Origin of the sequence: Janthinobacterium sp. BJB446, from assembly GCF_002735655.1 — a bacterium.
Classification (GTDB): Bacteria; Pseudomonadota; Gammaproteobacteria; order Burkholderiales; family Burkholderiaceae_D; genus Janthinobacterium; species Janthinobacterium lividum.
The window spans coordinates 2,281,108-2,294,198 of the sequence record NZ_PDZK01000001.1 but is presented as its reverse complement, the minus strand read 5'-3'; the positions used below and the strand labels follow the sequence as shown (position 1 = coordinate 2,294,198).

Below are 13,091 nucleotides of genomic sequence, written 5' to 3'. Positions count from 1 at the left end.
CGGTACACATTGCAAATATGGAGTTCCATGAAACATCACTTGAAAATTCTCGGAGAATATGTAGGGCATTTGACAATAGGCGCACTGATGTTTGCTGCACTGCTATTTTTTGGCGGGGTACTGAATGTTCTGGTTCATTGGGCAACGCCAATCGTTGGTGACAATTCTTTTGCGAATTTGATGAAGATCGTAGAAAAAATTATTTTATATACAGATGCAACATTCATTATGTATTGGGCAATTTATTCAACGTATACGGCAATTAAGGAAATGATAAAATGAACATGTTTATGCAAGGTTTTATTGCCGGTGCACGTGAAACTCCCCAAGCCTTCTTCAAGCCTCTCGTCGCAGTATGGCGGTTGCTCAGAACGTTGATCAAGGTCATCAATTTAGCACTGTCTTCCAAAGCAGCTTAATATTCACCCAGCAGTCTACCTTCGGTAGACTGCTTCCTCACATCCAGGCTAAATCAGATAGGAGTGAATGGACTCGGCCCCTTCAGCGAGGAGCAATATACAGTGAGGCCAAGAAATTGGCTAACGCATTGATCTCTTCTTTAGCGTCATGCGCATTGCGAACAAAGTAAAAATTCGAGTTACTCCGTACGTGCTTCAATACTTCGCAGAGCGAAGCATCCCGATGGGAGTTGAGGCCGGGTGTCCAGTGGCGTTTGGTCGTCGCTGCCCTTGATCGTAGCCGCTCGTTCCGGCTCTGCGCCGGTGCCCATACATAGGCGATCTTGGCAGTCGCCGGTAATAGCGGCAGATGTGCAGCTAGTACAGGAAAGCCATCGATCACGCAGCGATCATAAGACAAGGCATGCGCCAATAGCTTGCGCACAACATCGTCAGACAGCGGCTTGCTTGGTCTCATTGTTCGAATTGACAACATCAGGGTGATGGGGATATCGCCAGGGTAGGTGCCGGAGATCGCCAATCTTCGGAGCAGGCCTAGGTTCAGATGCGCATACCCGATTCTGGCGAGTGCCTGGCCTAACGTCGATTTCCCCACGCCATGGCGACCAATAAGACAGATAAGGTCGGCCATCAAAACATCCTGGTACGCTTCAAGATATCGGCCTCCAGTTGCAGGACCAGTTCGCGTGCGGAGCTGACATGCGATAGCGCTTGATCAATCAAGGGCGCATCGGCCGGTGATATTTTCTTTAGCCGCCGGAAGGCCTTCATTCCTTCCGATAGACAGTCGTTGCCATCGCGAAGATTCTCCGTGACTTTCCCATCTGCTGTATTCATCGTTTTCCAATCAATGTACATTAATACTATGGCGCTTCGGCGATCCCTGTTGATACGAGAATCGGCATCAGTTGCATAAGCGCCAAATTCAGTTTTTCTGCCGCAGCCCACAGCTCACTAAGGTCGCCCATCCATCCAAGCACTGAAATAGCGAGAATAACTTTTGCCAGAACGAACCAGCGCCGATTCCACCAAGCTTCGCTTGGCTTGCGGTATCGCGAGTTGGTGCGCAGCAGAAATGACTCGATTTTTGATCGTCGCAAGTTATTTCTCGCTGAGCAGTCTGAAGCTCTTGCTGGCTGGTCTTGGCTCTTGAGATAAAAGAACAAATTTGCCAGCTTCGGGAATATCATCAACCTTCTTCATCGGGCTCTCCGCGATGTCTTCACCTTCCCGTGCCGCCTCCTTTGAAGTCAGCTTGCCTACGCTTACGGTGGCTACCTGGCGGCTACTCGATTGCATCACGATTGGTAGTGGCGGCAGTGGCAAATCGACAGATCCGAACGGTTGCATTTGCATGTTCGCCTGGTCTGGTACGGTGACGGATACTGGCTTTACTGGCTGCATTGGACGCGACGTCGTTTCAATCGTTGCCAATCTGCTTTGCAGCTCGGAGATCGTACGGGTCGCCATTGTAAAATCGCGGTATAAATTTTCTGCCCGAGCGTAGAAATGATGGGCACTACCGGCAACGATGACGACGGCCGCCGAGGCCAGCACTACGCGCCATGGCAATACTATGGACTTCTGGAAAAAAGGAGCAGCGCGGTATCGAAGTTGCTCGGCAATGAGCGTGCCTGCGTGATAGCAGCACTGTCGGGACAGGGATGCCGCTGAATGCAAGAACTGCTGAGAGTACCGTGGCAACAGTGTTGAGAAAATGGCTGTATCGCCAAACCATTTTCCTGCCGGATTGCCTGAAGCACCATCCTGTATCCGCACGGCAGCATGCTGTTGATCAAAAAAGGGCATATACGCTGCAGGTCTTGGATGTAGGCGCTCCTGCGGCAGTCCCACATGATGATCATTTGCTGCGCAACCGAAGCGCGCGCTGAGTGACTCGGTTGCTGCAGGCGTATTGTCAGCTGTTGTCTTCGGCAAGCTTTGAATCGCTCTTGACAGATATTGTTCTTCGGCGAGGTTGGCCCATTCTGTGGAAAAGAGACGGCTATATGGCTTTGCTTCCGACCGGCGCCACATCGCAGCGACAGGCCGGTCTTCTCCAAAATGGAGCGGGCGTGATTCTATAGTTTCACTCATCAAGAAGACCTTCGCGACAACGCGCCATAGTTAGTTGAAACTTGGACTTTAGCAACGGCGCAATATTTTCTTAGAGCAATATCAAACCCAAAACAACTGGAATTCGACATTTCCTGGATTGTCTGCCTGGGGACGGCAATACTGCTGAAAAAATACAGTTTTTCACTGTAAGCGTTGCCGGGAAGATTGGCAGCATGATGATTCTTAACCACAAACGGAATCGTCATGACAATCGAAAGTCCAACCGCATCCACAGAATTGCACACAGCGATCTCGGAAATCGCTGCCGCGGATGATCAACTCACCCATATTCTCGACGGTGGCGCAGCTGGCGGCGCATCTTCTGGAGTCAGCATTATTTCGGAGAGCGAAGTTGTCGCATTGCGCGAGCGCGCACAGCGTCAACGGGCGCGCGGTGTAAAGCAGCTGTCCAACCGGCATGACGGTGTCGCCTCCATTCTTGTGACGGTAAGCTTGAACGAACGCAGCGTCGGCTCTGCATTCGAACGTTGGTTTTCCAGCATTGAGAATGGTATCTATGTCACGTGGAAGCGCGGTGAAATGTTTGTCGGCAAGGCCGGTGCTGAAGTATTGATGCAGATGATTACCGATAAGGTCTGTGAACTGGAAGCAGACGCGAGCGCCTCCGAAAAATCAGTTCAGCAATCCATGCAAATGATGCTAACCGACTCATCGGTTCTGCCCATGTATACCAGTCCGGCAGCAAAGCATGAGGTACAGCTGCGCACTCTCTTGAGCAACCGCGTGCTTAGCGTAATCGAAAGAAACGATCGTACGCTGACTAACTTGGTTAAATTGCAATGGAATGGCGAAGTTGGACAAGATGAGATCGAAGCCCAGGAAGGCAAGGTCAAAAAGGGCCTGCGGGAACTTGCTGGCCTGCTTAACCGCACAGTCCGTGCCTTCCGTCAACGTGGCGATGCATTGGCGGAAGCGAATACCGGTCAGGAGGCAGGGCAGGGCCTGATACAAGCGACCGCTATTGATGCATCCTGCAGTTGCCAAGATAGCCTGATCGCGCCGTCGATTCCTCTTAACCCTTCGTCAGCCTGCACGGTAGTGACAGGTGGGCGTTGATTGGCATTGCTCAACCACGCGATGCCAGGCCTGAACCGGCGCTAATGCCGGCAGCATATCTTGTTCCTCACATCCAGCGTCTTGACATGTTGCTGGCGGACCTGTCTGAGGGCGCAGGGGCGCGGCCATGCCGTTCTCAAAGGCCACAGGCCGCCGCCTAACGCTGGCAGCAAACGCATGCCAGCGTGGTTCGCCGGTCTCCTGCAGTGTCCGCACGTCCTGCAAAAATGGCATGCGGCATGCGGCATGAGAAGCATTCGCTATTGTTGTCGAAGCAGAAGCCAAACGCCTTCTCATACGCCGCTCAATTTCCGACCTCCAACACAAGCAAGGTCCAATTTCCGAGGTGCATGAAGAATAGTCCCAGCAGATCAACGGGTTATGTGTGCGTCGGTAGAACTTTATGTTGCTCCAGGCACGCATTCTGAAACATGGGAAATTGAGTGTCGGATTTGACGGATTGCAAGCCGGCGCTACATGGATGATTCGTCCAGCTGTTGCTCCCATGATGATCGAAACAAATCAAAAAAAACCCGATGCTGAATCCGCAAATTGTAATTGATATCCTGAATAGCCAACTCGTTCCACTGGCTGCCTGGCTGAAAGACAAAACGGTCACAGAGATCATGGTCAATCCAGGTGGCCACGTCTTTGTCGAGGCAGCGGGAACAATTACTTATGTCGGCCAACTGCTCACCGAACACATGATCTCGACTGCCATCAAGGCAGTGGCAAAACATGTCCGGAAGGATGCCCGGGCCAATACTAACTCGGCAATTGTTAATGCAAGCATTGATGATTTGCGAATCTCGGGTGCACTTTCCCCCGTGAGTCCAGGCGGTTCATTCATCACGATCCGCAAACACCAGGATGCGGGAGATCGCCCCACCATGGAGGATCTGATCAATAAGAAGCAGGCGTTGACCGCAAAACAAGCGCAGACGATTGAACAGTTAGTTCTCCATGATCGGAACAACTTGATCATCGCCGGTGGCACGGGATCTGGCAAAACAACGCTGTTGAACGCCCTCCTGAACAAGATTCCTGGTCATGAGCGCATCATCACAATCGAAGATTCGCGCGAAATCCAGATATCTGTCCCGAATTTCATTCCCTTGCTGACAAATCCGGATGAAGGCATTTCGGCCCGGGACATGGTCAAGATGGCCATGCGGTCGCGGCCAGACCGCCTGATATTGGGGGAAACCCGCGGCGACGAAACCTACGACCTGATTCGTGCCTTCAACTCTGGCCACCCGGGTTCGATTTCTACCATCCATGCTGACTCTGCAGAAGAAGCCCTTGGCGCGCTGGAGATGTTGTTTCAGATGAGCTTGCCAGCAAATGCATCGATTTCCTCGGAACTTGCCAGGGGTTATATCGCAAAGTCAGTAAAGGTCGTTGTCTTTGTAAATCGCAGTATCGAATTCTCGGATGGACAGGCCCGGGTAATTCGCAAAATCCAAGAAATCTGTCTTGTTAAAGGAGTTATAAATGGAAATTATGTCCTCGAAAACGTCGCCTAAGAAGTTCACTTTTGCATACCTTAAGGCCGCGATCATCGCCAATACACCATCTCAGAAATCCTGCCTCCAAACCTTGGCGGCTATCCTTTGTGTGGCCATTCCAGAGATCGCGCTTGCGCAGGCTCAAGCTGGCGCCGGCGCAAATTTCTTCTGCTATATCGCACAGTATTTCAAGGCGATTGTCGGCACGGCGTGTTTGGTCACGATCGTACTTTGGGCTCTTGAGCACATCTTTGGCGTAGCCAAACTGCATGACGTTGTAATCAAGGTTGGTGTTACCGCTGCAGTCGTCATTGCCGGTTCGGCATTGATTACCAATTCCGGCCTGACCACTTCCTGCGTCGTATAACACATGCGCACTTCGCCAGTGACCCGGGCAATCAGCTTGCCCAGACTAAACTACGGAGTGTCCTCCAAGGCTCTTGGGTATTGTTGGGGACCGACCGCCCTAGTGGCAGTTCTCACCGGCTCCTCCCAAGGCTGGCTTTGGGCGGGAATCCCGATCAGCGTCGGGTTCACAGCGCACCTCATATTGCAATGGCTTTTCCAAAAGGATGCCAGGATCTTTGAGATGTATGTCAACTATGCGCGGCTGGCGGATTCCTATCACCCCCATGCCCGAGAAAGTTTACCCGCCACTTTTGAACGCCCACACAAAGTCGGGCGCGGAATCAGATTCTAGCGACACCAAATCATGTTGAAAATTAAATTCCGCGAGACGGACTTGGGGCATCCCCTGCAGGCGCTTTGTCCATGGATCGACTTCATCACACCCGAACTCGTGCTGAATAAAGATGGTTCCTTATTGGCCGCTTTTGACTACCGCGGCATCGATCCTGACAATGTCAGCGACTCAAAGGTCGACGGGACAGCTACGCGTATCGAAGCATCGAATGCGCTATTGGACAGCCGTATCACTGCCTGGTGGATCGTTGACAAGCGCAAGGATACATCCTATATCAGCGGGGAATTTACCAGCCAGGCGGCGAAGGATCTGGACACTATTTATTCCAGGAGCTTTACGGACGGAGAGCACTACACCCTTGATTACAAGTTCTATATGTTGTTCACCGGTGAAACTGGGGCGAACAAGTTCTTTGACCGAGTGGAACGCATCCAAACTGAAGAGGGCGCGGCCATCGGTAGTGCGGTGATTAAAGCAATTAAAGAGTCGCTGTCAGGTAGCCGCGCATTTGCCAAAGACATGGGCGTTCTGCGTAGCAATATTGGGGCCTTTGAAAGGATTATCTCCGCCTTTACCAGCGCATCGCCGCTGAATTTCACGCGCCTTTCCAAAAGCTCGGGTTTTGACAGGACCCTCGCTACGCTTCTGAATCGCGCCAGCCCGCCGGCCACGCATGCCAAGCCTGAGCGAATGATGCTTGACTCCTGGGCACCGGCAAACTACGTCGCCAGTGGGCCTGATGTGATTCAGTTCAAGGGCAACACGCGTACAGTTTATTGCGCGGCGATGGGCGTCATCAAATGGCCAGACCATACTTCTCCGATGTTATTTGAGACATTGTTGAAGATGGACGCCGAGCTGACCGTGTGTCAAATCACGCGCTTCCTCAATTCTCCTGAAAGTACCGCTGAGATTGACAAGGCTATCGAATATTACAACCTGACGCAGTATGGTCTTATTGCGCATTCGTTTGCTGCGGCGACCGGCAACGTAGCCGAGCCAAAGGCTGGCAAACGCGAGCTGTTCGACGAGTGCAAGGCCGCGAACGCGCGAATTGGCAGCGAGGGCATTACCTACGCCTACCACAATCTTACAGTCTTCCTGTACGGCGATAGCATTCCGGAACTGGAGGCGCGCGTTTCAGAGGCGGATCAAAAAATGAGCGCAGCCCGGTTTGGAATGATACGTGAACGGCTGAACACCTTGCCGGCCTTCGCGTCGATGCTGCCTGGCCAGTGGGCAATGCAAACGCGCTATGAATTGATGTCCGGGGAAAACGTTGCCGACTGTACGCCGATGTTTACGCTTGATGAAGGGTCACGTTCGCACAAGTACTTTTCCTCGATGATTTTTCAGCGCCCCGTGTCGAGTTTCGCCGTATTCGGCAATGCATACGGTACGCGATCCTATTTCTCCCCCCATGTGGGACAAATTGGTCATCTGCTCCTGATCGCTCCCACTGGCGGCGGCAAAACCACATTCGTCAACTTCTGTCTGTCGCAATTTCAGCGTTATCCGAAGAGAAATACATATATCTTCGACCGGAATTATTCGTGCAAGGTTCTGACAGCCTTGCACGATGGGCGTCATATTGACATCCGTACTGGCGTTGGGAAGTTCAATCCGCTGTTTGCCATGATGGACGGCTCGCCGGACGGCCAGCTTTGGGTGCGCGAATTTATTCTGCGGCGATTTGCCGAGGGAGACTTTGCCGCGACTACCGAAGACCGCGCCGACCTCGACACGGCCTTGACTGGATTGGCGCAAGAATATGAACGGACGGGCAAGCCACTTCGCTTGAGCACGCTTGCAGCAATGCTGCCAAGGCGGCTTGAGGCCGAACTAGGTGAGTGGCTTGAGGGCCGGCCGTACGGGATGTTTGATACGGACGAAGACGACTTTTCCCTGGCCGACTGGACCACTATCGAAATGAAGGATCTGATGGCTGTAGAGCGTTTGTCGCGCGCCTTCATGGACTATGCATTCCGAAAAATCTATGTCTCGCTGGATGGCACGCCGACATTTATTTATATCGAAGAGGCCACTTTTCTGATCGCGAACCCCAAGTTCAAGGACATCCTTGATGACTGGCTGAAAACTTTCCGCAAAAAGAATGCATTCATCTGGATGACGATCCAATCCCCGGAAGCGATCAGCAATTCAGATATCGCGGCATCGATTCTGGATAATATTTTCAGTTTCCTGATGCTCTACAACGAAAAGGTGGAGCCACATCGCGCGGCGTACCAGAAGTATTTCGCTTTGGCAGATCATCATATCGACATGATTGCCCAGCTGATACCAAAACGTGACTATCTTCTGATCCAGTCTTCCGAGGGGGGCGGAGCATCGACAGCCCGCGTCTTACAGACCTCATTCAGCGCGGCTGAGTTGGCCTACCTCAGATCCGAGGAAACGATCCTGGGTATTTTCGATCGGCATTACGCCAGCGGCGCTGTCGACTGGAAGGCAAGATATCTGCAAGAAGTCAGTTCGATGTGAGTGCAATTCAATTAACCCGGGAAATCATATGAAATCCAAGTTCAAATTTTTCGTCGTGATCTCATCCTTTTTGTTGGCCTTTCTGACCGCGCCAGCGAACGCCATCTTTGGCGTAGGTGATATCGTGATTGATCCAACTAACCTCATCCAAAATACATCGACTGCCATCGCGGCTGTTAAAACAGAGGTTAGCACCGCTGCCTCGTATATTAAGCAGATTCAACAAACAATTGCTTTGGCCAGATCCTTGGCGTCTGTCGATGGGCTCGCGAAATTGGCAGGCGTCGAGAATGAATTGGCGTTGTACCGGGACCTCAAAAAAGCTGGCGACCAGTTGGTGGTGGTAATGAATCAAAGTAAACAACTCTCGCAGAATGTAAAGGCTGAGTTCGGTTCTTCGGATTTCAGCTGGAAAAGATTCTTGACCTCTCGCTCGACCATTCTGGGTAATCAAGCCCAATCATTGGCTGCACAATACGAATTGCTTAATAAATCATTGATGCAAATTGCGACACGGCGTCAAGTTATCGTGAAAGAGCTCGAGAAGTCGACGGGGCAGACTGCGGCTATCCAAAGCGTTGGTGCCGCAATTGACATGATGGTAGGACAAAATCAGCTGATGGTGGCGACATTGAAGATGCAGGGAGACTCTAAGCAAATCGACGTTCATCTTGATGATGCCGCCCGAAAAGCAGGGCAAAAGGTAATGAGTGAATATCAGCAAAAACTGCTGGATGAGGCTGCAAAATACGATCGCCCGTAGTGGACGACTTAACCTGCGTATAGAAATGTACGCAGGGCGAAGATGGTCATGGGGGTACAAGATTTTCGTGGAGTAGCTTATTTATTGCCAGGTGATAACGATACATGACAACATGAAATAGTCTGCCACTCCCGTCAGATAAGCACATGCATGGCTATTCCGCGTCAAGACTCTTTTTTTGACCGCCATGTTTTGCCTCTCTGGTTTTTCAAAGATATTCTAGTAAGAATTTCACATAATTGATTCAGGCGGTTGACTGGAAAATTATGTCAATCAACCTCTAAGATTCTCAAATATGTAAATGGAAATGAAAAAATACAACCAAATAAAATCCATCTTTCTCGCAATGCTTCTTGTTATGTGTGCAGTTTTTGCATCCTCGGCGGCTGCCGCATCGAGTGCGGAGGGTAATAAGGCGCCTGGTGCATTTTTTGACAAACTCGATAATGGCGTCAAAAATATCCAGGAAAATGCCCGCCGACCTATTGCCACAACGCTGTTTGACGCAGGTCTGACAATCGCGTTCAGGACCATCCCGTGGGCATTGGCGATCGCCGGATCGCTGGCTGTTCTTTACATGATCATTGAGGCAATGGGAGTCTTGAGTGGGAAAAATGGTTCAATGCTCACCGTAATATTCGATGTTGGATTGCCGGTGGTCCTTTGCTCCTACTTGTTGCTCAAGTATCCAACGGTCATAAAGGATTTCGCTGGGGCGGATGGACCGCTTCAATTCATACGAATGATCGGCGGGGATGCCATTACATCGGTCTTCAATATGTATTCCAGTATCCTAAAAATGATCGCTTCTGCGATTTCCAACAGCACGGCTACCGTCCTGAAAACTGCAAGCTTCTTCAATCTTGACAACACCATGGTCGCGATTTTTGATGCATTGATAACAGTTATTTTTGCTTTGGCAATTATTCTTTTATGCTTCGTCGGCCTGGCAGAGATCATGGGCCTGCTGCTGATGGGCCCATTTCTTACCGCTGTTGCTGTGGCGTTTGGCCCGATCTTCATTGCGGGGATTGTCACTCCGTGGACACGGGAATATTTCTCGAAATGGCTCGGTTTCCTGGTCGCGGCAGCCGTTTTGACTGGCGTGCTGGGTGTCAGTGTTTCCATCGCCGCGACGCTGTTTGAGCAATTTGGCTTTGCCGAAGTGGTCGCAAGTCCCACGCCTACAGCAATCGGAATGTTGATTGCCACCATAACCCTGATGAGCATTAATTCGCTTATCCAGCAAACGCCTGCAATTGCCAATGCACTGGTTCCTGGCTCATTTGGCGCGACTAAAACAGCGGGAGCGGCCGTCAAGGATGGCGCAAAAACGGCCAAGGATGCAGCCAAGTCAGTCTCCGGCGGGGCAGGAAAAATTCGCAAGGCTGCCATGGCAAAGATTTTGCCTGGCAAGAAAATTTCTTAGCCGCGCTACCGGCCGGAGCGTTCATCTGCTCAGGCCTTCAGAAACCCTGGAAGATCAGTATGACAAAAAAGACGATTTCTCGATTCGCCCTGGTTGCATGCTTGTCGGCATGCAGCACGGCGAATCCAATTCAGGATGCGATTGAATTCGGGTACGTTGTGGACGGTGACGAAGCGCATGAAATAGTGCAGGTCTTCGAATTAAAAGGGGACACCGTCATACAACTCAGAAATTTTGAGGAAAGCGCACCCGTGTTCATGGGGGCGCAAGGTGCCATTACCTATTCGCGCGTTGGTCAAAGTGCCGTAGTAAAAGGAATTCATACAACACTCAGCCTGGACCGCAGCTGGGGAAAAATCGCGATAAGGCGAAATACCGTTCCAAAGCCGGTATTACCCAAGCCCGCATTGGCGATCGGCACAGCAGGCAGTCCAGATAGTGAAGAGTTCAAAGCCACGCGGCGCCTCAAGGCAGAAATCGCGGCAATGCGGGCGGAGCTCACGCGGTTGAAGAGTCAACTGGCGTCAGATCGTATCGTGCCATCAGCACCGATTTCTGCATCGGAGACGGCATTGGCCGAGCGGTTTGCGCCGATCTCGGCCGAAATCAAGATCACATCCTACAGTGTGAACTTCAAGAATAACAGCGTGTCTTTTTCCCCCAATCGACAAACTAAATCCCTGTTTCTTGCCAAGGCAAAAGGGGCGAGCCGAGTGTTAATTACCGGATACACGGATAGCGTTCAGGCCAATGCGGCAAGCTCCAGATTGGCAAAAGGACGGGCGGCATCCACTCAGGCATTTTTGATACAAGGCGGCATCTCCCCGGAGAAGATCCAGTTGTCGTATAGGCCCGCCGGCGGATTCATCGCCGATAACTCAACGCTGGAGGGAAAACTGGCCAATAGAAGGGTAGAGGTCCAGTTTATCTGATTTTTATCCATCTTTATTACCCCTGCACGATGCGTATCTTGCCTTTGAAATTCCGATCAGAAAAATGCGTCGTTTTGTCGTTCTTCCTTTGCCCTTCCTCTTCACAATCAACACATGAAACCACAACAAAAAAACCTCGCGGGCAAGGTTCCCGATTTCGCTCCAGGCCAGATTGCCGACGACACTGCCCGACAACATTTTGAGTCTGGCGCCCGCGCGACTATTGAGCGAAATCGCTGGTTTCTTGTGTCATGTGGCCTGACCGTCGCATTGGTAGTGCAGGGAGCGCTCTTCAACTATCTATTCCCGATGAAGTCTGTAGAAACCATCCAGGTGACCAAGGAAGCTGGCGGGCGTTTGGTGGCGGATGGTGTGGCAGTCGGCAATTGGACGCCGGACAAGGATTCCATCGGATTCTTCCTCAACCGTTGGGCCAACTCTGTATATGACGTCAATCGCGCCACTATCGATGGCACGACCCGCGAGGCGTCCGAACTGGTCGTTGGTACCGCACAGGCCCAGCTGAAGGAGCTTCGCATCAAGGACAACCCGTTTCTGGCGCTTAAAAACAATGCAAACTACTCTCGCACCTACGAATACAAGTCGATCAATTTCATTGAAAACGATGTTGCTTTCCTGCGGTTTAAGACCATCACGCGCAGCAATGACCAGGTTACTGAAATGACATATGCCATGAGTATTACCTTTACGCGCGTAAAGCCGACCACGCGGGAACAGCTCATGCGCAATCCGGCTGGCCTGTTCATTACCAGTTTTAACATCAGCGAAGAAGCGCTCTCGAAATGAAACTTTCCTCCCACATTGTGAGCGTCGCGCTCCTTTCCGCTATTTTTATGACGCCGCACGTGCAAAGTGCATCGGTTCAAAAATCCATCACAGCCCGAAAACCAGTGCTGATCGACGCCGCGGCAGAGGCCATTCCCGTACCGATGGAAAACCGAATTGTCCGCTATACCTATTCTCCCGATATCATTTTCCGGGTGTTTACGCAGCCCAACCGGCACACCTTTATTGAGCTGGGCGAGGATGAAGGCCTGACGGAGGAGCCAAAGACGGGAGATTCCATCCAGTGGCGCGTTTCGGGTGGGCCTCGGAACATCTATGTCAAGCCGAATCGGGAAGGCATCGAAACCTCGCTCACGATCGTCACGAACAAGCGTTCGTACATATTTCAGCTGATTTCCGGAAAGCGCGAATCAAAACTTTATCAAAAAGTGAGTTTTGACTACCCCGACCGGATTGCCGAAATTCGCCTTCGCCAAGACAACGCCGCAGCGGTGCGCGTCGCGGAAGACGACCGGCTGAGGGAGCAAGTTTTGGCTGCGAATGTAAGCCCAGCTGAACTCAGCTTCGAGTTCGATATCAGCGGCGATGCCACTTTCAAGCCGACCGCTGCCTACACGGATGGAAAGGCCACCTACCTCAGGATGCCGAACAGCCAGGATAGTCCGGCAGTCTTTTTGATTGAGGACGATGGGAGTCCTTCTTTGATCAATTACAAGGTGAAGGGCGAATTGATCGTCGTCGAAAGAGTCGCGCAACATTTGCTTCTGAAATTAGGCAAGGCAGAAGTGAAAATATCCAAGCGCAAACCGAATCACAGCACATTCTGGCGGTAA

The 13,091-nt window shown here is 51.5% G+C and carries 15 protein-coding genes; 11 read left to right on the top strand and 4 right to left on the bottom strand.

The features are described from left to right. Positions 1-27 precede the first annotated feature (27 nt). Both CSQ92_RS10105 and CSQ92_RS29030 read left to right on the top strand, forming a co-directional pair. Entirely contained in the window at positions 28-282 is a 255-nt protein-coding gene (locus CSQ92_RS10105) for a hypothetical protein (protein ID WP_070257650.1), read from the top strand. Then, positions 279-419 (top strand): hypothetical protein, encoded by a 141-nt coding sequence (locus tag CSQ92_RS29030; RefSeq protein WP_167468678.1) that lies wholly within the window; start codon positions 279-281, stop codon positions 417-419. The genes CSQ92_RS10105 and CSQ92_RS29030 overlap by 4 nt, the downstream gene beginning before the upstream one ends. Positions 420-501: 82 nt before the next feature. On the opposite strand, the gene CSQ92_RS28685 is transcribed toward CSQ92_RS29030, so the two are convergent. Genes CSQ92_RS28685 through CSQ92_RS28675 form a run of 4 tightly spaced genes read right to left on the bottom strand, consistent with a single transcriptional unit; the run spans position 502 to position 2,516 of the window. After that, positions 502-1,050 carry an AAA family ATPase gene (locus tag CSQ92_RS28685; RefSeq protein ID WP_143450335.1) on the bottom strand — a complete coding sequence of 183 codons (549 nt, stop codon included), beginning with the start codon at positions 1,048-1,050 and terminating at the stop codon, positions 502-504. Further along, on the bottom strand, positions 1,050-1,256 hold the full coding sequence (locus CSQ92_RS10100; RefSeq protein ID WP_092605609.1) for a hypothetical protein: 207 nt from the start codon (positions 1,254-1,256) through the stop codon (positions 1,050-1,052). The genes CSQ92_RS28685 and CSQ92_RS10100 overlap by 1 nt, the downstream gene beginning before the upstream one ends. A gap of 26 nt (positions 1,257-1,282) precedes the next feature. After that, complete coding sequence (locus CSQ92_RS28680) at positions 1,283-1,519, bottom strand: hypothetical protein (protein ID WP_143450334.1); 237 nt, start codon at positions 1,517-1,519, stop codon at positions 1,283-1,285. Position 1,520: 1 nt separating this feature from the next. After that, positions 1,521-2,516 carry a hypothetical protein gene (locus tag CSQ92_RS28675; protein ID WP_143450333.1) on the bottom strand — a complete coding sequence of 332 codons (996 nt, stop codon included), beginning with the start codon at positions 2,514-2,516 and terminating at the stop codon, positions 1,521-1,523. Between the two features lie 225 nt (positions 2,517-2,741). Between CSQ92_RS28675 and CSQ92_RS10090 the strand changes: the two genes are divergently transcribed. From CSQ92_RS10090 to CSQ92_RS10050, 9 genes are all read left to right on the top strand, one after another. Continuing rightward, positions 2,742-3,614, top strand: coding sequence for a hypothetical protein (locus CSQ92_RS10090; RefSeq protein WP_143450332.1), 873 nt, complete (start codon positions 2,742-2,744; stop codon positions 3,612-3,614). 536 nt (positions 3,615-4,150) lie between these two features. Beyond that, positions 4,151-5,140, top strand: coding sequence for a CpaF family protein (locus tag CSQ92_RS10085; RefSeq protein ID WP_070257645.1), 990 nt, complete (start codon positions 4,151-4,153; stop codon positions 5,138-5,140). After that, a complete protein-coding gene (locus CSQ92_RS10080; protein ID WP_139144195.1) occupies positions 5,109-5,489 on the top strand; it encodes a hypothetical protein in 381 nt (126 codons plus the stop codon). The genes CSQ92_RS10085 and CSQ92_RS10080 overlap by 32 nt, the downstream gene beginning before the upstream one ends. Positions 5,490-5,834: 345 nt before the next feature. Then, on the top strand, positions 5,835-8,327 hold the full coding sequence (locus CSQ92_RS10075) for a VirB4 family type IV secretion system protein (protein ID WP_070257643.1): 2,493 nt from the start codon (positions 5,835-5,837) through the stop codon (positions 8,325-8,327). Between the two features lie 28 nt (positions 8,328-8,355). Further along, positions 8,356-9,090 carry a hypothetical protein gene (locus CSQ92_RS10070; protein WP_092605598.1) on the top strand — a complete coding sequence of 245 codons (735 nt, stop codon included), beginning with the start codon at positions 8,356-8,358 and terminating at the stop codon, positions 9,088-9,090. A 301-nt stretch (positions 9,091-9,391) separates the two neighbouring features. Beyond that, the gene (locus CSQ92_RS10065; protein WP_099394035.1) at positions 9,392-10,519 is read left to right on the top strand and encodes a type IV secretion system protein; all 1,128 of its coding nucleotides are present in this window, start codon (positions 9,392-9,394) and stop codon (positions 10,517-10,519) included. 59 nt (positions 10,520-10,578) lie between these two features. Beyond that, positions 10,579-11,451: an OmpA family protein gene (locus tag CSQ92_RS10060; protein WP_070257640.1), complete on the top strand. Its 873-nt coding sequence runs from the start codon at positions 10,579-10,581 to the stop codon at positions 11,449-11,451. 114 nt (positions 11,452-11,565) lie between these two features. After that, entirely contained in the window at positions 11,566-12,258 is a 693-nt protein-coding gene (locus tag CSQ92_RS10055) for a type IV secretion system protein (protein WP_070257639.1), read from the top strand. Continuing rightward, a complete protein-coding gene (locus CSQ92_RS10050) occupies positions 12,255-13,091 on the top strand; it encodes a TrbG/VirB9 family P-type conjugative transfer protein (protein ID WP_070257638.1) in 837 nt (278 codons plus the stop codon). Before CSQ92_RS10055 ends, CSQ92_RS10050 begins: the two co-directional genes overlap by 4 nt.